This is a genomic window from Luteibacter sp. 9133, from assembly GCF_000800155.1.
Taxonomy (GTDB): domain Bacteria; phylum Pseudomonadota; class Gammaproteobacteria; order Xanthomonadales; family Rhodanobacteraceae; genus Luteibacter; species Luteibacter mycovicinus.
The window spans coordinates 1,216,517-1,237,086 of sequence record NZ_JUHO01000001.1; the positions used below are offsets into that span (position 1 = coordinate 1,216,517).

15 protein-coding genes are annotated in these 20,570 nt (G+C 67.1%); 12 read left to right on the forward strand and 3 right to left on the reverse strand.

The features are described from left to right. The first annotated feature begins 157 nt into the window (after positions 1-157). The 12 genes from FA87_RS05235 to FA87_RS05290 are packed head-to-tail and all read left to right on the forward strand — an operon-like array spanning position 158 to position 16,794. Positions 158-751: a hypothetical protein gene (locus FA87_RS05235; protein WP_156128498.1), complete on the forward strand. Its 594-nt coding sequence runs from the start codon at positions 158-160 to the stop codon at positions 749-751. 16 nt (positions 752-767) lie between these two features. Beyond that, complete coding sequence (locus FA87_RS21090; protein WP_239708988.1) at positions 768-2,324, forward strand: hypothetical protein; 1,557 nt, start codon at positions 768-770, stop codon at positions 2,322-2,324. Between the two features lie 4 nt (positions 2,325-2,328). After that, positions 2,329-4,293 carry a type VI secretion system tip protein TssI/VgrG gene (gene tssI, locus FA87_RS05245; protein WP_043692898.1) on the forward strand — a complete coding sequence of 655 codons (1,965 nt, stop codon included), beginning with the start codon at positions 2,329-2,331 and terminating at the stop codon, positions 4,291-4,293. Continuing rightward, positions 4,290-4,835 carry a hypothetical protein gene (locus tag FA87_RS05250; RefSeq protein WP_052191155.1) on the forward strand — a complete coding sequence of 182 codons (546 nt, stop codon included), beginning with the start codon at positions 4,290-4,292 and terminating at the stop codon, positions 4,833-4,835. The genes tssI and FA87_RS05250 overlap by 4 nt, the downstream gene beginning before the upstream one ends. Further along, positions 4,832-6,187, forward strand: a complete 1,356-nt coding sequence (gene tagH / locus FA87_RS05255; RefSeq protein WP_043692901.1) for a type VI secretion system-associated FHA domain protein TagH — start codon at positions 4,832-4,834, stop codon at positions 6,185-6,187. Before FA87_RS05250 ends, tagH begins: the two co-directional genes overlap by 4 nt. A 12-nt stretch (positions 6,188-6,199) precedes the next feature. After that, on the forward strand, positions 6,200-7,540 hold the full coding sequence (tssK, locus tag FA87_RS05260; RefSeq protein ID WP_036115031.1) for a type VI secretion system baseplate subunit TssK: 1,341 nt from the start codon (positions 6,200-6,202) through the stop codon (positions 7,538-7,540). A 4-nt stretch (positions 7,541-7,544) separates the two neighbouring features. Next, on the forward strand, positions 7,545-8,852 hold the full coding sequence (gene icmH, locus FA87_RS05265; RefSeq protein ID WP_043692904.1) for a type IVB secretion system protein IcmH/DotU: 1,308 nt from the start codon (positions 7,545-7,547) through the stop codon (positions 8,850-8,852). Next, positions 8,849-12,400 carry a type VI secretion system membrane subunit TssM gene (gene tssM, locus FA87_RS05270; protein WP_052191156.1) on the forward strand — a complete coding sequence of 1,184 codons (3,552 nt, stop codon included), beginning with the start codon at positions 8,849-8,851 and terminating at the stop codon, positions 12,398-12,400. The genes icmH and tssM overlap by 4 nt, the downstream gene beginning before the upstream one ends. After that, positions 12,397-12,981: a type VI secretion system-associated protein TagF gene (gene tagF / locus FA87_RS19750; RefSeq protein WP_052191157.1), complete on the forward strand. Its 585-nt coding sequence runs from the start codon at positions 12,397-12,399 to the stop codon at positions 12,979-12,981. Before tssM ends, tagF begins: the two co-directional genes overlap by 4 nt. After that, positions 12,978-13,709 (forward strand): PP2C family serine/threonine-protein phosphatase, encoded by a 732-nt coding sequence (locus tag FA87_RS05280; protein ID WP_036115027.1) that lies wholly within the window; start codon positions 12,978-12,980, stop codon positions 13,707-13,709. The genes tagF and FA87_RS05280 overlap by 4 nt, the downstream gene beginning before the upstream one ends. Then, positions 13,706-16,474 carry a bifunctional serine/threonine-protein kinase/formylglycine-generating enzyme family protein gene (locus FA87_RS05285; protein ID WP_052191158.1) on the forward strand — a complete coding sequence of 923 codons (2,769 nt, stop codon included), beginning with the start codon at positions 13,706-13,708 and terminating at the stop codon, positions 16,472-16,474. The genes FA87_RS05280 and FA87_RS05285 overlap by 4 nt, the downstream gene beginning before the upstream one ends. After that, a complete protein-coding gene (locus FA87_RS05290; RefSeq protein ID WP_036115023.1) occupies positions 16,471-16,794 on the forward strand; it encodes a hypothetical protein in 324 nt (107 codons plus the stop codon). Before FA87_RS05285 ends, FA87_RS05290 begins: the two co-directional genes overlap by 4 nt. Positions 16,795-16,811: 17 nt before the next feature. Here FA87_RS05290 and tssA read toward each other — a convergent pair whose 3' ends face one another. The 3 genes from tssA to FA87_RS05305 all read right to left on the reverse strand — a co-directional run bounded on the left by tssA (position 16,812) and on the right by FA87_RS05305 (position 20,516). Continuing rightward, on the reverse strand, positions 16,812-17,849 hold the full coding sequence (tssA, locus tag FA87_RS05295) for a type VI secretion system protein TssA (protein WP_051943878.1): 1,038 nt from the start codon (positions 17,847-17,849) through the stop codon (positions 16,812-16,814). After that, the gene (locus tag FA87_RS05300; RefSeq protein WP_081907554.1) at positions 17,833-18,816 is read right to left on the reverse strand and encodes a LysR family transcriptional regulator; all 984 of its coding nucleotides are present in this window, start codon (positions 18,814-18,816) and stop codon (positions 17,833-17,835) included. Before FA87_RS05300 ends, tssA begins: the two co-directional genes overlap by 17 nt. Before the next feature lie 491 nt (positions 18,817-19,307). Beyond that, positions 19,308-20,516 carry a DUF4105 domain-containing protein gene (locus FA87_RS05305; RefSeq protein ID WP_043692907.1) on the reverse strand — a complete coding sequence of 403 codons (1,209 nt, stop codon included), beginning with the start codon at positions 20,514-20,516 and terminating at the stop codon, positions 19,308-19,310. Between the last annotated feature and the right edge of the window lie 54 nt (positions 20,517-20,570).

Consider the following 20,570-nt stretch of genomic DNA (forward strand, 5'->3'; position numbering starts at 1 on the left):
CGTCGGCGGTCCGGCATCCGTAACGAATGCGACCATCCGCCCCGCGATCACCCCGGCTGCTGTGCCTGCGGCCGTCACACCCGCTGCGCCGCCCCCGCGCGCAGGCACCCCCGCACCGGTCGGTGGCCCTGGTGCCACCGGTAGGCCCGCGCCCGTCATGCCGCCAGCCAGTGTGGCTCCGGAAGGGGGGAGCGACGCGCCACGGGTGGTCTATCGCGGCGACTCACGTCTGTTGACGGACCTGCCGCGTGGCTTCGAGGCACGGGTGCCGCTGGAACTGGAAGCGGCGCGCGATTTCATACGGCTCTATACGGGTGTGAAGCAGCTGAAAGACTGCGCATTCGCCGAGGATGTCAGGAAGCGCCGGATCACTCTCGAGAGTGATAGTCCCACCGCCGTGCATACGCCGGTCGATCTGGTCCGGCTGATCATTGCGAGCCGGATTCCGGGGCCCGCCGTTTCGACCGACCCCGACGTCGCCTGTGGCGGTTACGCCAGCGGGCGGCAGATCTACCGCATCGACACGAGCCATCTGCGCGTGGTGCCCTGGAGCGAAGCGGTGCCCGGCATGGCGCAGCGGCAGACGTCGTTCTGGCCTCAGCTCCTGCTCAACCGGGACGCCCGTTCGCTCGACGACGCGACGACGATCGCCGTGTGGAACGTCAAGGGAGGTGACACCCGCGAGGTCATGTTCCTCACACCCATCCCCCGCGACACGATTGCGACGCACACCTCCGCCACGGCCGCTTGACTTCAAGGAAACCGACATGCCGGATCTCTACCCCAGTCTTCCCAAGCTGCCCTTCACGTATCAGCAATGGTTGCAGCAGACCTCGAAGACGCTGCGTCCCCGCAGTCCGCGACAGGTCGCGCTGGATATCCTGGTCGACGCCTATATCCGCACGCCCAGCGGAAACAACCTGCGTTACCTGAAAAACGGTTTCAGGAACTGGTGTGAAGCGCAGGGCGCCGGCGACGCGTGGATGAAGGCGAAGCGCAACGACCCCGCCAGCCTGCCGTACGTTTCACTCAACGCGGCGCTCAACAAGGACGGCGATACCGATGCCGCGCTCAACGTGCCGTCCTTCATGCAGGCGGACCTGGTGAGTACGCGTCTGGGCCTGCTGTACATGTTCGGCCGGCTCGAATGCGACAGGGACTATTTCAAGATCGTCACCACCGGCGTACTGGACATGGCCGGCGCAGGCCTGGACTACGGCAACGACGTCGGTAGCGACGGTGCCAAGGAAGTCATCGGCAACGTGAAGACCGGCATGGGTGTGGTCCGTCCCGGATTCGACAGCGCCGCCGAACGCCTCGACGACGCCCGGAAGGGAAGCGCGACGCGCAGGACGTTGCCAAGCGGCAGTCGCGATGTGGGCATCATGGAGATGGAGCAGATGCGCACGGTCGACGCGCGCCGCCTGCTGGGCGCGCCCAAGCCGTCGCTCAATCCCAACGACAAGCGGACCAGCGACGCTCTGTACGAGCAGTTCCGTCGTGCGTGGGAGTTCACCGTTGGCGTGTGGGATGAGCACGCGGGATCCGCCCTGCGGCAGCTTTGCGACTTTCTCACCGGGCGCTATCTGTCGGAGGCGATCGCCGGCACCATCGGCGGGTCGTTCGGGGTGGCGTCCAATCTGATCAAGCTCATCGAATCCAGCTTCGAGCGTTATCGCGTCTGGGCCACGGGTAAGAAAACGCAGGTCTTGCTGGGCACGCCTACCGCGATCGTGGATGGCATCAAGCGTGCGATCGACCTGGCCGTGGCCAGCGACCTCTACGCGACCCTCAAGAGCGGCGCGCAGCTGGGCATGCAGATTGCCTCGGTCGGCGCGTCCACCCTGGTCAACCTGGTCAGCTCCATCATCGAGATCCTGATCAAGACCGCATGGCGCTTGTTCGAGATCCACCGCCTGCGCAAGTTCTTCGCCGAAGCGCAGCAGAAGTGGGAAAGCCGCGATACCGAGCAGCTGCATACGCATCCCATCGCCTTCAATCGCTGGTTCCGCGGCTACGCGCTCGGCACGCCGATGATCGCCGCCCTCGCGCTGAACAGCGGCATCTGCAACAAGATGCACTTTCTGCAGATGTTCCCCGACGGCAAGGCACCGATCAGCCAGGCACAGTACGACGCGGGTGCCGTGCACATCGCCGGCCTGAAGAACTGGAGCTCGAGTTACATCGAGGAATCCGGCTATCACCTGCACAGCACCGACGGCCTGATCATGGAATGGATCAAGCCGAGCCAGCGCGAGGCCGAAACCTCGGTGCGTCGCCACTTGCTGAATCCGATCCTCGGCTTCTTCGAGGGAGGCGGCTGAATTCATGGCGCACGCGATCACGCTGAAGTCCAGCCTGGGCAAGACGTTGCTCTTCGCCAACATGACGGCCGGGGAAGAGCTCGGCCGCCTGTTTTCGTGGGAGCTGGAAGCGATCAGCAAGGATCCCGGCGTGGACCTGCGCGCGCTTCTGGGGACGTCGATGACGGTCACGGTGACGACGCCCCAGGGCTACGTGCGCTACTTCAACGGCATCGTATCGGAAGCGGCGCAGGGTGCCTTCATCAACATCGATAACGTGCGCTACGCGGTATATACGTTCACCCTGGTGCCCCGGCCGTGGTTGCTGCGCAACACGTCCGACTGCCGTATCTACAAGAACAAGACGGTACCGCAGATTGTCCGCGACGTGCTCTCGGAGTTCGGCTATGGCGACGTGCGGCTGAGCCTCAGTGCGAATTACCCGGCCCGCGAGTACTGCGTGCAGTACCGGGAGAGCTATTTCGACTTCATCAGCCGGCTAATGGAGCAGGAGGGCATCTATTATTTCTTCACCCACACCAGCGGCGCGCACACCATGGTGCTCGCCGATGCGCTCGGTGCGCATACCACGGTGCTAGGCTTCGAAACCATTCCTTACGCACCGCCTACCGAGCGCGGCCACCGGATGAAGTCGTCGATCAGCGACTGGACATCCGCCCGTTCGGTCAATCCCACCCGTGTCCGTCTGGACGACTACGATTACCAGCGACCGCGACTCTCGCTGCTGGCCAATGAGCAGGTCAGCGACAGTGCCGACACTCACAATGTTTCGGGGCTGGAGATCTACGACTATCCCTACGGTTCCGTGGGCTACGCGCAGAAGAATGCCGACGGTCAGCGATTCGCCCAGGTGCGCGTCGATGCGCTCAGCGTGCCGCAGGCGACCTCGTCGGGATTCACGGATGCGGTGGGTCTGGCCACGGGCGCGCTGTTCCGCCTGAAGGACTTTCCGCTGGCCCAGGCCAATCAGGAATACCTCGTGATCGGCGCCACGACGCGTCTGGTGGAGGTCGATTACCAGGGCGGCGGCGTCGAACCGGACAAGGACGAGTCGCCGTTCGCCTGCCATTTCCGCGTGATTCGCAGTCGCCAGCCGTTTCGTTCCGCGCAGGTCACGCCGCGCCCTTCCATTGCCGGCATACAGACCGCCGTGGTGTATGGCCAGACCGATGAGGACATCGAGGTCGACAGCCAGGGGCGCGTGCAGGTCACCTTCTTCTGGAACGCGCCGTCCAAGCCGAAGGCGGATCAGTCGTGTCCGGTCCGCGTCGCGTCGGGCTGGGCCGGCAAGCGCTGGGGCGCGCAGTTCATCCCGCGTGTCGGCCAGGAGGTGGTGGTGGGCTTCCATGAAGGCGACCCCGACCGGCCGTTGCTTCTGGGCAGCGTGTACAACCAGGAGCATATGCCGCCTTACACGCTGCCCGGGGACAAGACGCGCAGCGGCGTGGTCAGCCGGAGTCTGCGCGGGGCGGCGGGGGAGGCCAACGAGATTCGCTTCGAGGATCGCAAGGGCGCCGAGGAACTGCTGTTTCACGCGCAGCGCGACCTGCGGCACGAGGCCGAGAACGACCACTTCTCGACGATCGATCGCGACGAGACCGAAGAAGTGAAACGCGACCGTTCGCACGAGGTCGGTCGCGACGACACGCTGAAGGTCGGTCGCCGTCTGCGTATCGAGGCGGGCGAAGAGATCGAACTGGTCACCGGCCTGGCGCGCATCGTGATGAAGCGGACCGGCGAGATCCAGATCGTCGGCAGCACACTGCGGGTCAACGCCATGGCGGCGATCAATCTGATGTCCGGCGGCGCGACGTCTCTCACGTCCGGCGCGGCGGTTTCGGTGACGGCCGGCGCCACGGTGACGATCAATGCGACCGCGGCGATCGCGGTCACCTCGGGCGCCGCGCTGATGCTTTCTTCCACGCTGGGACCGGCCGTGCTGAAAGGCATGCCGCCGCTGCTGCTATGAACGGCCCGTCCCTCACGATCGGAACCGCCGCGCGGGAGATGGGTCTCGATTCCTCGCTGCTGCCGTTGCTGCGCGACGACATGAGCGAGCGCGCCGCGGTCCGGACGCTGCTTGCGCATGGCGACGTTCCCGCCGCGCTCCGCCTCGCGATGCGCCTCATGCCCCGCGGCTACGTCGTGCCATGGCTGTGCCAGTGCGTGCGCGACAGCGCGCCCGATGACGCCACACACGAGGGTCTGACGCTGGCCCAGGCATGGCTCGATGAGCGCAGCGAGACACGTCGCCGCGCCGCACTGGCCTATGCGGCGGCCTGCCACTACGTCGGGGCCGGTGCGCTGATCGCGGCCAGTGCGGGCTGGTCGGAGGGCTTCCTGCTCGATGGAGAGGGCAGGGACGTGGCGCCTGTGGCCGTACCCCTGATGGCCGTGGTCGCGGCGGCCGCGCTCCTGACCCTGGCTTCGTCGTCTCCCGATTTCGATGTCCATTGCCGCGCGTTCGTCGGCTCGGCGATGGAGCTGCTACCACCGGAGGATTTCGCATGAACCGTTCCACCGGACCGAGCCTCGTGCTCTCCATCCTGGGCGACCACGCGGGCGACATCGCCGAGCGCACCTCCGTACGTGCCGAGGCTCACGATCTGAGCATCGGCCGCGCCGAACATTGCGACTGGGTCTTGCAGGCGCAGGGTGTCTCCCGTCAGCACGCCTTCGTCCGCCATCTCAACGGGCTGTATTTCATTGAGGACCGCAGCACCAACGGCATGCTGTTGAACGGCGCGCCGTTGCGCGGTGGCGAGCCGGTCTCGCTCGGCGACGGCGACCGCCTCCAGCTGGACACCTTCGAGATTCTCGTGGCGCTGGAGTCAACCGTCGACGAGCAGGCGACGGCGCGACGCGAGCACGACCGCAGCCTGCAGACGCTTCGTGTGCCGCACACGTCGCCGGCATATCACGACTCGCCGTTGCCGCTGGGCACGGCGCCATCGCTGATCACCGGTGATGCCCACGGCGGGTCGTCGCTGATTCCCGGGACCGCCGCGGCACCGCTGGACCCGATGGCGTGGTTCCAGACCGTCATGCCCGTGGTGGATCATGCGTCGGCCGCCGTCGAGGCTTCCGGGCACTGGAACCATGCATCGCCGATGACGGACCGCTTCGATGCACCCACGGTCGACTCTGACCCACCGCGCGTGGCACCCGTGCTGCCCGAGCACTGGGACCGCACCCGAAGCCTGTTCCAGATGCCCCCCGACGTCGCGACGGCCGAAGCGCCCATGGCAGCAGCACCCGCCGAACCCGCAGCCCCCCCTGTAGGAGCGCGCCCCGCGCGCGACCCCACCGCCGATCCGGTCACATCCACCCCCGCTCCAACACCGACACCACCCAGCCCCACCACCGGCATCGAACCCCTTTTCGCCCTCGTCCTCGACGGCGTCATGGACGTTCTGCGCGCACGCGCCGAACTGAAGAACGGGTTCCGCCTTCCCGCGACCCTGATTCAGCGACGCGAGAACAACCCGCTGAAGTTCGCCCCCACCGGCACCGAAGCACTGGCACGTGTGCTCGCCGCGCCCAACGAGGCCTTTCTCTCCGGAGAGGCGGCGATCGTCGACGCCATGGACGACATCCGCGAACACCAGGTGGCCTTGCTCGCGGGGGTAAGGGCCGCCTTCGACGATCTGATCGCGCAGTTCGACCCGGCGCGTTTCGAAGAGGGGGACACGCGCCGCTCCCGGTTCGGCTTTGCGCCGGCCAGCGGCCCGTGGGAACGCTACCGCGCCCATTTCCAGAAGCTGGCCATCGACCCCGAAGAACGTTTCCGTCGCCTTTTCGGTGACGAATTCGCCCGCGCCTATGAAGACCAGCTCGTGCGCGCCAAGCGCGACAACCGCTGACCGGAACCGACGATGACCGCATTCAACAAGGTGGTGTGGAGCGAAGGTCTGTTCCTTCGCCCGCAGCACATGCAACAGCAGGATCGCTACACCGAACGCTACGTGGAGTTGCGGGCCGCCACCCTGCGTTCGTACCCCTGGGGGTTCGACGAACTGGAACTCGAGCGCGACCTGCTCGCGATCGGCAAGCTCGGCATTCGTCGCGCACGCGGCGTGTTCCCGGACGGCACGCCGTTCTCGATGCCCGATCGCGATCCGTTGCCGCCGCCGCTGGAGATCGACGCCAACTGGCGTGACCAGGTGATCTACCTGACCTTGCCGCTGCGTTCGCCCGCGCAGGCCGAAAGCCTGTGGCCCGATACGCAGGCGCCGGGCCAGCTTGCCCGTTTCGCCGTGCGTGAGGCCGAGGTGGTCGATGCCTCGGGCAGCACGACGGGGACGGTGGTGCTCGAAGTCGGTGGCCTCAGTACGCGGGTGATCGCTACCGCGCAGGCGCGCGAAGGTCTGGTCGAGCTGCCGCTGGCGCATCTGGTCGAATGTCGCGCCGACCGGCGCGTGGTGCTCGACGACGGCTTCATGCCCAGCGCGCTCGCGTGCCGCGCCTCGGAGCGTCTGACCCTGTTCCTGACCGAGCTGCTCGGTCTGCTTCACCAGCGTGGCGAAGCGCTCGCCGGGCGTGTCGGCGGTGCGGACCGTGCGAGCACGGCGGAACTCACGGACTTCCTCATGCTGCAGGTGGTCAACCGCTACCAGCCGCAGCTCGCGCATCTCGCCGAGGCGCCGCTTCTGCACCCCGAGGATCTGTATCGCCTTCTGCTCGGCATGGCGGGTGAACTCGCTACGTTCACCACGCCGGGCAAACGCAGCGTGACGTTTCCTCCGTACCGTCACGACCGCCTGCGCGAGAGCTTCGAGCCCGTGATCGCCGCGTTGCGACTGAGCCTCAGCGCGGTGCTCGAGCAGACGGCCGTGCCCGTCCCGCTGCAACAGCGCAAATACGGCGTGTGGGTGGGCACGGTGGCGGACACGACACTGCTCGATGGCGCCTCGTTCGTGCTGGCGGCGAAGGCCGATATCGCCGCTGCGGACATGCGCCGGCGTCTGCCCACGCAGTCGAAGATCGGGCCTGTCGAAAAGATTCGCGACCTGGTCAACCTGCAGTTGCCCGGCGTATCGGTGGCGTCGCTCGCCGTGGCACCGCGGCAGATTCCGTATCACGCGGGCTACCAGTATTTCGAACTGGATACGGCCTCGCCGATGTGGAAGACGCTGCGTACCTCCGGCGGCGTGGCCCTGCATTTCGGCAACGGCTTCGAGGGACTGGAGCTCGAGTTGTGGGCCGTGAGGACCTGAGCCGATGAACTACGACGAGAGCAACGCGAAACGCGACGCGGACGCCACCGTGGTACGGGCCAGTGCCGCGCGCCAGGACGTACCAGCCCACCCACCGGTACGTGAGCACGAGCCGGAGCGTGACCTTGCGCGCAGCGTGCAGGACCTGCCGTCGGCGGGCGGAAATCCGCTCGTTCGTGCCGCCAATCCGTTACTGCTGCTGGCCGCGCAGCTGCGCAACAGCGCGGAAGCGCCCGATCCCGGCCTGCTGAGGGATCGCGCCATCGCCTATATCCGGCGCTTCGAAGAGATCGCCACACGTGCCGGTGCCGACGCGCAGACCTCGGTCGCCGCGCGCTATGTGCTGTGCACGATGATCGACGAGGCGGTGCTCGATTCGCCCTGGGGGGAGCAGACCGGCTGGAGCCGGCAGACCTTGCTCGTGACCTTTCACGGTGAGACCTACGGCGGCGAGAAGTTCTTCGCCATCCTCGACCGGCTGTGCCAGGACATGGTCCGACATGCCGATCTGGTGGAGCTGATGTATCTGTGCCTGGCCCTGGGTTTCGGCGGCAAGTACCTCGTCGAGCCCGGCGGTGTGGCGCGCCTCGCCGATCGCCGCGAAGACGTATACCGGCGGATCATGGCTTATCGCGCGGCGACGCCCGTCGCGCTGTCGCCGCGCTGGGAAGGTGTCGATCGTCCACTGAAGCCACGGCGTGGCATCCCCATCTGGATGGCCGCGCTGGTGGCGGTGTGTCTGCTTTGCGGGACGTGGATCTACCTGCATGCGCGGCTCAACGGACGTACCGAGCCGGTCAGCGCGAAGCTCGCCGCGATCGGCCTGCGTGGTGTGCCGTTGCCCGTGGCGGCCGCGCCACCGAAGCCGCAGGCGGTGAGCTTGCGTCAGTTGCTGGCCGATGACGCGCGCAGTGGTGCGCTTTCCGTCGAAGAGAAACCCGACGGCCAGGCGACGATCCGCCTGGCCGCCTCGGAAATGTTCCCCTCGGGAGGCGCCGATGTGGCGCCCACACACGCGGCGATGCTGGAGCGCGTCGCCAGGGCGCTGAACCGGGTGCATGGCCGGATCATCGTCGTGGGGCACACCGACGACCAGCCCATCCGCTCGCTGCGATTCAAGGACAACTTCGAACTCTCCGCGGCACGTGCACGCAACGTCAGCGCGCTGCTGACGAAGCAGCTGGACGATCCGCGACGCGTGGAGGCCAGTGGGGCGGGCGCCTCGCAGCCCATCGCCACGCCGGCGAACCTGCCGGCCAACCGCGCGCGCAATCGCCGGGTCGAGATTCTCTTCGTTCCGGAGGCCGGATGAAACGTTTCAACGACATGTTCCGTCACGTGTGGCTGCGCACGGCGATCGGCATCCTGCTCTGCGCGCTGTTGATCGCCTTCGGCGGACCCTATCTGGGAATCGGCGATCGCCAGCCGCTCGCCAGCGTGGCCGCACGCGTCATCGCGATCGCCGCCGTGGCGGCGATCTGGATCGGCGCGGTGTTGCTGCGCCAATGGCTGGCGCGGCGTCGCGACCGGCGCATGGGCGATGCGCTGGCCGGCGAAGACGACGCGCGACGCAAGGACGTCGACGCCCGCATCCAGGCGGAGCGGGACGGTCTGCGTGCGCGCTTCCTCGACGCGCTCGCCGTGCTGCGCAAGCGCCGCGAGGGTGGCGGCAAGCTGGAAGACCTGCCCTGGTACGTCGTGATCGGTGCGCCGGGATCCGGCAAGAGCACCTTGCTCGAGCATTCCGGGCTCGACTTTCCCCTGGCCAGCACGGCGGGCAAGCAGTCCCTGGCCGGCGTCGGCGGTACACGCCAGTGCGACTGGTGGTTCACCGATCAGGCGGTGTTCCTCGACACCGCCGGCCGCTACACCACACAGGATTCCGATCCCGGCGTGGATGCACCGGCGTGGCACGATTTCCTGCGTCTGCTGAGCCGGTACCGTCGTCGTCGCCCGGTCAACGGCGTACTGCTCACGGTCAGTGTCACCGAACTCCTGACGATGGACGTGGCGGGGCGGCAACGTCTCGCCGACACGCTGCGCGAGCGTCTGGACGAACTGGGCAACTGGCTGGGCGTGACCTTGCCGGTCTATCTGGTCTTCACCAAGGTCGATCTGGTCGCCGGCTTCCTCGAAGCGGTCGACACGCTGGATGCCGCGGGACGCGCGCAGGTGTGGGGTGTGACGTTCACGCCGGAGCGCAGCCTCGACGGCGGTGCCTCGTCGCTGCTCGGCGGCGAGTTCGATGCGCTGCTGGAGCGCATCGATGCGGGGACGATCGAACGCATGCACGCCGAACGCGACGTGCGCCGTCGCGCGAGGATCCTTTCCTTCCCGCAACAGTTGCGTCACCTGCGCGAACTGGCCGTGCCGCTGGCCGCCGCCATCTTCGGCAGTCATGCCTACGGGCGTGCACCCGTGCTGCGTGGCATGTACCTGACGTCCGGCACCCAGGAGGGCACGCCGATCGATCGTGTGCTTTCGGTGGTCGGTCATTCGTTCGGTATTCGTTCGTCGGTTCAGGGCACCACGCGTTCGCCACGGCGTACCTTCTTCGTCGAACGACTGCTCAACGACGTGATTCTTCCCGAGGCGGGTTTCGCAGGGTCGGACCCGCAGCGGCTGCGCCGTCGCCGCCTGGCCGAAGCGGGGGCCATCGCGGCGATTGCCGTGCTGACGGCCGGCTTGCTGATCGGCATGTTCACGAGCGCCGCGCGCAACGCGGATTTTGTCGCCCGTGTCGACGAGGCCTTGCGTGATTATCCGGACGACTCGCGCGTGCCGGTGCCGTCGTCGTTGCGTCAGTACGATGCGCAGGCGCTGCAGAGGCTCGATCCACTTGGCCGCACCGAACAGGTGGCGGCGCAGGTACGCGCGGAACGGCCGTGGTCGATGCGCTTCGGCCTGTTCCAGGGCGACGCGTTGTTCGATGAAGTGCGTGCCGCGCACGTGCGCGAGATCAATGCGAGCGTCGTACCGGGGCTGGCGCTGCAGTTCCGTGACGGCCTGCGCGATGCGGCGGGCGATCCGCAGCGACTCTATTACGTGCTGAAGGGCTACCTCATGCTGGGCCAGCCGGAGCACCGCGATGGCGAAGCGCTGTCGTTGCTGGCACGCGAGCGCTGGCGTGAGGTATTCCCGGATGAGGACGGGCTGGCGGATGCGCTCGAAGGACACTTCCGTCTGCTGTTCGACGGGCACGACGGGCTGCGCAGCTTGCCTGTCGACGTCGCGCTGGTGGAAGCGGCGCGTGCCTCGTTGCGCGCGGCGGACCTGGCGACGCTGATCTACGGCGGTCTGAAGCTCGACAGTGAGACGCGTCAGGACATGCCGGTACGCCTGGATCGCACACTCGGGCTGCTTGGCAATGTATTTCGTCGCCGTAGCGGTGCGCCCCTGGCCAGGCCGCTGCCGGCGCTCTACACGCGCCCCGTGTTCGCCAACCTCGTGCAGGAGGGCGGCAGTGCCGCGCTGGGCACGCAGGGCGGGATCGCGAAAGCGGTGGATCGTTTCGTGAAGGATGACTGGGTGTTCGGTGCGACGACGGCGGATCCCCTGCGTCGTGCCTCGCTCGTCGCTCAGGTGCAGACGCTATACGTCGCCGACTACATCCGTGCGTGGGACGAACTCATCGGCGACCTGCAGTTGCAGCCGGTGACCAACGTACAGGAAGCCAGTGGTGTGGCGGCACGCCTGGCCGGGCCGGGGTCGCCGCTGAAGGCCTTGCTGATGCTGGTCCGCGACAATACCAGCGATCTGCTGCGCCAGGCCGCACCGGACGGCGGCGGCAAGGTGGCGACGGTGGCCGAACGCCGGGTGGTCGACCGGGTGAAGAGTCGCAGCGAGATTGCGCGCGTGATCGCCGAAGGCAGCGCACCGGCCGAGCGTGCGACCGTTCAACGTCCCGACGCGACCATTTCCGATCATTTCGCCACGCTCAATCAGCTGACCGATGGCACGCCCGGCAGCATGCCGGTGGATCGCGTGCTCGGTGTGCTGGACCAGATGAGCAAGACGTTGCTGACGCTGCGGCCGGGCGTGGACACCTTCGGACAACCCGACCCCGCTCTGGCGGTGGCGCGGCAGGAGGCCGGTCAGTTGCCTCCGCCGCTCTCGACGTGGCTGGGCAGTCTCGTCGGTTCGAGCCAGAGCCTGGTGAGCAAAGGCGCCGACGGCGCGCTTGCCGATGGGTTCCGTCAGGCGGCGGGCGGGGATTGCTCACGCTTCGTGCAGGGGCGCTATCCGTTCGCGGCAGAGAGCCGATCCGACATCCCGGTGCAGAACTTTGCCGAGCTGTTCGGCAACGGGGGGCGCTTCGACACCTTCTTCAAGCAGACGCTCTCGCGCGCGGTCGACAGCAGTGGCGGCACATGGACGTTCCGCGACGCGGATGGTGCCCGCTCCGGCGGTGCCGTGCTGGCGCAGGCGCAGCTCGCCGACGCGATCCGGCAGGCGTATTTCCGCGACGGCCCCGCGCCACAGGTCGGCTTCACGCTGTCGATCACGACGCCGCCGGCCGGTATCGGTCGCCTGCTGGTGGAGATCGACGGCCAGAAGTTCGAGTACAAGGCGGGCGAGGACAGCGCGCCGGTCGCGATGCGCTGGCCGGGCCCGACGCCGGGAAGCACGCGCGTCAGCGCCTGGGACACCGCCGGCAATCCGCTGCCGGTCCTGGAGTACCCCGGCGAGTGGGGCTGGTTCCACGCACTCGATGCCGCGTCGCTCCAGCGGCGTACGGAGACCCGCTTCGGTGCCAGCTTCGGCTTCGGCAGCGTGCGGGCCAATGTCGACATCGAGGCGTCCAGCTTGCGCAATCCGTTCGGCGACACCAGCGTGCGCCGCTTCCGGTGTCCGACATGACGCGGGTACTTGTAGGTTTCCACGGCAAGCTGCCCTGCGCGGGAGATTTCGTGCAGCGCCGTCTGCCGGTCGGCTTCGTGGATCGCTGGGATACCGCCATGCAGGCTTCACTGGCCGGTATCGCCGAGGCGCTGGGCGAGGGCTGGAAGGACCGCTTCGGCGCGGCGCCATGCTGGCGATTCGTTCTGGCCGCACACGTATGCGGGCCGCTGGCGTGGGCCGGTGTTATCGCGTCTTCGCACGACCGCGTCGACCGGCCGTTCCCGCTGATGCTCGGCGCCCCCGTGCCGCGCGGACAGAACGGATGGCCGCGGCCGCCTCGTCCCGCGTGGTTCCACGCGCTCGACGCCGCGATGGAGCGCTCGCGTGATGCGGTCAGCGTGTCGATCTTCGACGCGGTGGTCGCCATGCTTCCCGAGCCGGTCGCGGGCCCGCACGATCTGCCCCGCATGCCCGACCACACGCGAAGTCTCTGGTGGCGGGACGATGTTCCCGGTGACGGCATCGCCATGTCGGCTCTTCCCGGTGTTCCCGATTACCTGCGCCTGCTCGGCGTCGACCGCCTGGAGCCTTTCGCGTGAGCATGCCCTATGTATCCGCCGGCCGGACGGAGACCGGCCATGTGCGTCGTCACAACGAGGACGCGATCCTCGTCGCCGAAGAACGTGGCCTCTGGGCCGTCGCCGATGGACTGGGCGGCCACAGCGCCGGCGACGTCGCCAGTTCGCTGATCACCGAGCGGCTGCGCGCGTTGCCTCTCGCGCACGACGTGACCGACACGATGGACGCGGTCGAAGACGAACTGCTGCGCATCAATCAGCGTCTGCGCGCGCTCGCCAGCGACAGGCGCGTGGACGCCGTCGCCTCGACGGTGGTGGTGCTCGTACATACGCGCGATCTGGTGGTGGTCGGCTGGGTCGGCGACAGCCGGGCGTACGCGTTTGAAGACGGACGTCTGTGGCAGGTGACCCACGACCACGTGCACGGCGACCGCGCCGACGAGACACGGTTCGGCGCACAGACGGCGCAGAAAAACGCCGGTGCACTGACGCGCGCGGTCGGCGCGGAAGATCACCTGTTTGTGGACTGGGTCGTCCATCCGCGCCGTCCGGGCACGTGTTTCGTGCTGTGTTCGGACGGCATCAACAAGGAGCTGACCGATGCGGAGATCGAGGTGCACTGCCGGCGTCATTCCGACCCGGCCGGCCTGATCGATGCGCTGGTCGGTACGGCATTGAATCGCGCCGGCAGGGACAACGTATCCGCCGTGGCGATACGACTGGACGATTACGAGGAGTCGCACCCATGACGCAGCATCCTGGCGACGACGAAACCCGCGTGCTGCCGTTGTCGCCGTCGACACCGCCCCGTGCGGACGATGACGATGATGCGACGGTGTTCAAGCCGCTGCATACCCAGGCCGGTGACGGCGCGGCATCGTCCGCAGCCACGACGGCATCCGCATCGCAGGGCACCGGCGATACCTGGCGCCGCATGTCCGGCATGGCCGAAGGCGAGCGCATCGCCGTCGGCAGCCTGCTCAAGGGTCGCTTCCTCATGGAGCGCGAACTCGGGCGTGGCGGGATGGGCGTGGTGTACCTGGCGCGCGACGAGCGCAAGGTCGAAGCACGCGACCGCGATCCGTATGTCGCGATCAAGGTGCTCAACGACGAATTCCGCAAGCATCCGGACGCACTGATCGCCTTGCAACGCGAGTCGCGCCGTGCGCAGCATCTGGGCAACGACCACATCGTCCGTGTGTACGACTTCGACAAGGACGGCAGTAACGTCTTCATGACGATGGAGTACGTCGAGGGCGACGACCTGCGCACGGTCATCCGCTCGCGCGCGCGTGACGGTATGCCGTTCGATCAGGCGTGGCCCCTGATCGACGGTATGGGCGAAGCGCTGTCCCGCGCGCACGCGGCGGGTATCGTGCATTCGGATTTCAAGCCGGGTAACGTGATGATCACGCCATCCGGCGTTGCCAAGGTCTTCGACTTCGGCATCGCGCGCGCGGGTCAGATCGGCCTCGAAGCGGCCGACGACCGCACCGTTTTCGATGCTGGCACGCTGGGTGCGATGACCCCCGCATACGCCAGCCTGGAGATGCTCCAGGGTAGGTCGCCGACGCCCGGCGACGATGTGTATGCGTTCGCCTGTGTCGTGGTCGAACTGCTCACCGGGCGCCACCCTTTCGACAAGGAAAGCGCGGAAGAAGCCATGAACGCGGGGCGTCGTCCGCCCGCGGTACCGGGACTGGACAAGCGCCAGTACAAGGCGCTCTGCGATGGACTGGCGTTTACGGCGGATAAGCGCACGCGCGACATCGGCGACCTTCTGGCCGGCCTGCGCAAGCGGCGCTGGCGCGAACGCGCGACGCCGTGGCTCGCCGGGGCGGTGTTGCTCACGGTGGTCGCGGTAGGCTTCGCCTGGTATGGCGCGATGCGGATCCACCAGCAGCATGTCGTCGACACATTGCGGCGTTTCGGTCCCGGTCAGGCGGACGGTTTCCGCAACGAAGACGATGCACGCGTCGCCCTGGCGGCGCTCGATGGCGACGAGCGTCGGCGTGTCGTGGTCGACGGTGCGGACGCCATCGACGGTTTCCTTGTCCGGCTGGTGGCGAACGACTGGGATCCCGCGCATGGCCGCTACGACTACGCGGGGGCTCAGGAAGCGTTCCGTCTGCGCGGTGAACTGAAGACCTTCGCACCGCGTCTGGACCGTCGCCGCGAAGAGGTGGCGCACGAACGCGACGACGCGCTCAATCGACTGGATACGTCACTGAGCCAGGCCATGCTGGCCAATCGGCTTACCGGCACGAGCGACGACGCGGTACCGGCCATCCTGAGCAGAATCCGCGCCATCGATCCCGCGAGCCCCTTGCTTTCCAGCCCGGAGCTGAAACTGAAACTCGCCGCGGTCGCACCGGCGTCGACCGCGGCGCCACCGCCCACGTCGCCTGATATCCGCGCCGCCGAGCAGGCGTCGAGGCTGGAGTCGCTGCGACGCGCTTCCGCGGCAGGGGATCTCGACAAGGCCAGCGACAGCTTTCGCCAGCTCCGCGCGACGCAGGACGGCACGGGAAGCGTGAACGACGAAGCCGCCGATCTGCTGGCGCACGCCTATCTGGGGGCGGCCCGTGCCGCCTGCGCCGCCGGGCATTGGAAAGAAGCGGCCGATCGTATCGCCGCGGGCGTTACCCAGCTTCCGGGGCGCGCCGACCTGGCCGCCGCGAACAATCGCTACCAGCTGGCGCTCGCGGTGATGACGGCTGCCAGAGCGCCGACCGTCACGGCGGCCGATCAGGACGGATTGCGTAAGCGGGTCGAAGCGGTGGCCAAGGACGACCCGGAAGGCCTTAAGAATCTGGAAGCGGCCATGGCCGCGTCGAAAGCGCTTCCGGACGGCTCGCTGGCCAATGTGGTGAAGAAACTGCGGACGGTGGCGCCGGTCGCCGATCCATGCGCACTGCGCGGGCTGGCTGGCAGCGGGCGCGAATGTTTCGACACGTTTTCCGCCGGCGCCCACGGCCCGGCCATGGTCGTCGTACCTCGTGGCCGCAAGCCGTTCGCGATGATGCGTACCGAGGTACACATCGCCGATCTCGACCAGTTCTGCCGTGCCACGCGGACGTGCGCGATCAAGAAGGACAACCCGCTGACCGATCCCGCGCGCTCGATCGACGCGGCCTTCGCCCGCCGCTATGCGGCGTGGCTGTCGCAGGTCAGCGGGCACGTGTATCGCCTGCCTAGCGAAGACGAGTGGCTGCTGGCCGCGCGGGCGGGCGAGAACTGGGATGCGAAGGAATCCAACTGCGGCGCTTCGTCATCGGGCCTGGGACGGCTGATGCGCAGCGACGAACTGACCAGCAAGGGCATCGTCAATCCATGGGGACTGATCGATATGACCGGTAGTGTCTGGGAATGGGTGACCCGCGGCGACGCGCTGGTGGTGCATGGTGGCAGTTTCCGAAGCGGTCCGGCGGTCTGTTCCGTCGCCAGCGTGCGCCCGAGCAACGGCTCGCCGGAACGGGATGTCGGCTTCCGGCTGGTGAGGGACATCAAATGACGGCATGGGAGCGGAGCGTCAATCGCGAGCTGAGCGACCTCAACGACGCCCACAGTGCGGCGCGTATCGATACGCCTGAGTATCGTCGTCGGCGCCGTGCGCTGCTCAATGCGACGTTGCGGCAGGAGGGCACGGCATCGCATACGTTGCGCCGCCCCGCCGCGGCGACGTCCCTGAGCATCCGCGCCGTTCGCGACATGCCGACGCGCCGCGCGATGGTGCGCTCGCGGCGAAGTCTGCGCGGCATCGCCTGGTGGGTGGGCGCGGGGGTCGTGGGTGCTGGAGCGGTCGTCTGGCTGCTGCTGTTTCCGCCATTCTGACGCCGGGTCCACACACGTCACGGGTTTTCGTCGTCCCCCGCCAGCGACTGGAATTCGGACAGGCCACCCGGCGCGAGCGTCCGCAGCAATTCCGCGAAACTCAGTCCCACCAGGCGACTGGCGCGGCGGAGTAAAGGCGGTACGGGACTCGACGGCTCGTGCCGCGCATACCACGCGCAGATCTCTTCGAGCATCCGTAGTACGTCGTCGGTGTTGCGCACGGGACCGCGTGCGGCGACATGCTCCGTCTCCGGACGGATGGCGTCGCCTTCTCCCGCGGCCTCCGCGTCCTGGCTGGCAAGGGCTTCCGGTGCACGCGACGCGACCTGTGCACGCAGGAACAGATGCAACTCACGCAGGTCGCGTTCGAGCGTGTCGAGGTCGGGGCCGGCACCTGGCGTGCGCATCTCGAACACGTGTCCGATCGCCTGTACCTGTGAGACGGCCTCAGCAATCGCGGCGTCCGTCGCCAGCAGTTCCGCGATGTCGACGTGCTGCACGACGGCGTCGACGATCTCCTGCGAGACCGCCCCGTCGTCCGCCGTCGGTGCGTCGCCCGGCTTCAGCGTTCCGTTGAGCAGACGCAGGTCGCGCAGGGAGAATGCTCCGATGCGTTCGGCGCGCAGGAGTGGGGTACCGCGCAGATAGCCAGCGGTGCCATCCACCGCCGACAGCGACGCGAGCGCATTGATCCGCTCGGTCGGATCGTCGCCGTCGAGGCGCGGGTGCACGTCGTCCCAGTAGCGCTGAAGCAACCCGGCGATGAGGCCGATGCTCGCCGCCCAGGCTACGACACCGGCGGTCTTCAGCCGTGCGTTGCCCAGGTGAACGGCGACCCGCAGATCGTGCGTACGCCCGGCGACCTGTTCGGCCTGTCGCGCGACGTCGCGCCAGTCGGGTTCCTCGGCCTGCTTCACGGTATCGCCGATCGCGCGCTCCGGCCGGGGTGCCGCCAGGCTTTCCAGCGTGAGGAAGGCGGCGTCGTATTCGAGATTGGGGCCGCATGGCGCTTCGGCGTCCAGCGGTTCCAGCAGGTGATCAGTGGTATCCGTCACGGAGATGCTCCAGTGGAGGGAAGGGATAGATCTGGCCGCCCGTATGCCGCGTGGGATGCAGTCCACGGCTGATGCGCGTGAGTTCCTCGCGTAGCCATCGGTGGGCCGGTTGCTTGTCGAGCCGGCTGTGCCAGGCCATCGCCAGCGCGGTGTCGGGGATGTCGAAAGGCAATGCGTAAGCTTCGATACCCGCGCCGAGCGAATCGAACATGCTCTGCGGCACCGTGCAGACGAGATCGGTCGCATTGAGCATGGGGCCGATGCTTTCGCCGTTGGATGCGGAGACCAGGACGTCGCGCGTCAGGCCCCGTTGCTTCAGGTGCTGGTCCAGCAGACCTTCGAGGCGGCCCGAGGAGGAAACCACCATGTGGCTTAGCGAGCAGTATTCCTCGACGGAGAGACGGTGCGTGCCACGCGGGTGCCCCGCACGCTGCACCATGACGAACTCGTCGGCCATCAGCTGGCGCATTTTCAGCGAGCTGGGTACGTCCTCGTTCGGAACGAGCAGGATGTCGATCTCGCCGCTTTCGAACAGGCCGAGCACGTCCTGGTCTTCGTATCCCGCGCGGAACGCCACTTTGAGGGCACGGTTGCCTTTTTCCTGAAAGGACTGAATGAGGGGAAGCGCGAAGGTCCCCACGGCGCTGGTCGAGCCGGCGATACGAAACGTGGCCGCATCCCGCACGGGATCGAAGACACCGCCCGGGTCGGCCAGCGTGCCGAGTTGTGAAAGCGCGTCGCGCAGCGGCGCAGCCATTTCTTCGGCTTTGGGCGTAGGCACCATGCCGCGACCCGTTTCGGACGGAACGAGCAGTGGATCGTTGAACAGGCGGCGAAGCCTCGCCAGTTGCGCGGAAAGCGCAGGCTGGCTCACGTGAAGCTTCGACGCCGCGCGGGTGACGTTACGTTCCTCCAGCAGCATGTCGAGAGAGACGAGTAGGGGCAGGTCGCTCGGTTTGAGATTCATGAATACCGCTGGTCAAACGCGTCGGGGAAGCGCGCAGGTGGCGGGAAAGCAAACGCACCCTCGGGTTGCGCTGCGGCTATTTGTCAGTCAATTCGATGCGCGACGTGAGTCGCGTCATCGCTAACGCAAATTCCTTCCGTGCCGGGGTTTATACGTGGATACATAGGTCATGACATCGTCCACCCGCAGTTGCGTAAACCTGGCCCGAGCGTGACGGGCAAGTGTGACATCCTGACAGTCATGACCGACCATACGCAGCCGTCCGTTTCGTGCGGAACGCGTTCTTGCGATGGACTTCGCGTTTTCGCCATGCACGAAATCGGTGACCGACGGCCGTCAGAGTCAGGGAGGGGGATGTCCGTGACCTGCGTCGCACAACCGCGTGCGGCGAAGCCTCGTCAGGGTGCGTTCATGCCCTGGGCTTCGTCTGGAATTAGCCGTCTATTTGCGTGCTTTGACGCGGTGGCGTCAATTACCCGAAAGAGGGAGTGTCAGTCGTGGCGACGGCCGAATGTGGCGAACAACGCGGCCCAGCAGGGCAGTGCGAAAAGCAGCCAGGGCATGTTGCGCTGCGGGAAATCGGGCCATAGATGTAGCAGCAGACCGATGATGCAGGCGGCGAACGAGATTGCTGCGATGCGTGTGCTGAAACGCCCCATCGGGCGACCGGCGCGACGCAGGCGCCAGATGCCGGGTATCAGTAGAAACGCCAGCGGCTGGTAGGCAAGCAGATTGAAATTGCCCCAGGCCGAGCGGTGCAATGTGAAGGCCCACAGTCCGATCATGAACAGACCGGCCACGCCAGCGAAGACGCTGAACAAAGTGCCGGCGATCACGAACGTGAACCGGGCCTCGCGATGCCGCGTGAACGCGGGCAGCGCCAGTGGAATCGCAAGGAGCAGCCCTGCGATCAGCAGGGGCCAGCGGAGGTCTGGGGCCTCGAATGGCGGCGGCAGTAGTTGGCCCGTCGCGAGGATTTCCTCGCCGTCGACGAGAGGACGTTCGGTCGCGCCGTTGCCGATGCGCACACGACGCAGTTCGGCCTCGAGCTCCATCGGCAGGAAAGCTTCCTTCCAGGCGGTCATCGGCTGGTCGGCGTACGGCCCGAGGCCCAGGTCCATGCCGAGCATCAGCCAGGTCTGGTTGCTCATCAGCCGCGAGGTGTGCTCGCGGTAGGTCATGTCGCCGCCCCAGGAGCCCAGCTGGCGGCCAAGCGCGCCGCCGAGTGCCGTGTCGAGTGCGTCGCGCACGCGTGTCGTGCAGTTGTCCGTGTAGTAGTCGTAGTGATAGCCCGCGTTCTCCGGGCGGATGTTCCACAGCATGAACCGGCGCAGTGCGTCTTTCTGTGCGATATCCAGGCTCAGGTGCTGGCGGTGCACATAGCGCCCTTCGCCCGCGTAGAACTCCACATCGGACTGCGTGGTCTCGGCATCCATGCGGTAGGCCATGATGCCGCGCGCGAAGTTGAGGATGAAGCCCTTCTGATCGAAGTCGAAGACGCCGTAGTTGAACGCGATCGCTTCGCCACTGACGCGGTCGCGGATCTCCAGTGCGTCGTGTCCGAACCGTTCCCAGTAGATGTCGCCCGGCCCGTAGGTCATCAGGGAGATATCGAGATCCGCGGCCGGTGCATCGACGATGCCGGCGCGGGCCATGGGAACGACACAGAGGGCGAGCAGGAAGAGCAGGGCGTGGCGCATGGTCGGGCTTGGATCCTTGCCCGCAGGCATGGCTGTCAGGGGCCGCCGGCCATA

Bases quoted from the DNA above. Each gene is read 5' to 3' on its own strand.
- FA87_RS05235 (WP_156128498.1), top strand. From the start codon at position 158: ATGCCGCCAGCCAGTGTGGCTCCGGAAGGGGGGAGCGACGCGCCACGG.
- FA87_RS05285 (WP_052191158.1), top strand. From the start codon at position 13,706: ATGACGCAGCATCCTGGCGACGACGAAACCCGCGTGCTGCCGTTGTCG.
- FA87_RS05290 (WP_036115023.1), top strand. From the start codon at position 16,471: ATGACGGCATGGGAGCGGAGCGTCAATCGCGAGCTGAGCGACCTCAAC.
- tagH (WP_043692901.1), top strand. From the start codon at position 4,832: ATGAACCGTTCCACCGGACCGAGCCTCGTGCTCTCCATCCTGGGCGAC.
- FA87_RS05250 (WP_052191155.1), top strand. From the start codon at position 4,290: ATGAACGGCCCGTCCCTCACGATCGGAACCGCCGCGCGGGAGATGGGT.
- tagF (WP_052191157.1), top strand. From the start codon at position 12,397: ATGACGCGGGTACTTGTAGGTTTCCACGGCAAGCTGCCCTGCGCGGGA.
- FA87_RS21090 (WP_239708988.1), top strand. From the start codon at position 768: ATGCCGGATCTCTACCCCAGTCTTCCCAAGCTGCCCTTCACGTATCAG.
- tssM (WP_052191156.1), top strand. From the start codon at position 8,849: ATGAAACGTTTCAACGACATGTTCCGTCACGTGTGGCTGCGCACGGCG.
- tssI (WP_043692898.1), top strand. From the start codon at position 2,329: ATGGCGCACGCGATCACGCTGAAGTCCAGCCTGGGCAAGACGTTGCTC.
- FA87_RS05300 (WP_081907554.1), bottom strand. From the start codon at position 18,816: ATGAATCTCAAACCGAGCGACCTGCCCCTACTCGTCTCTCTCGACATG.
- tssK (WP_036115031.1), top strand. From the start codon at position 6,200: ATGACCGCATTCAACAAGGTGGTGTGGAGCGAAGGTCTGTTCCTTCGC.
- FA87_RS05305 (WP_043692907.1), bottom strand. From the start codon at position 20,516: ATGCGCCACGCCCTGCTCTTCCTGCTCGCCCTCTGTGTCGTTCCCATG.
- icmH (WP_043692904.1), top strand. From the start codon at position 7,545: ATGAACTACGACGAGAGCAACGCGAAACGCGACGCGGACGCCACCGTG.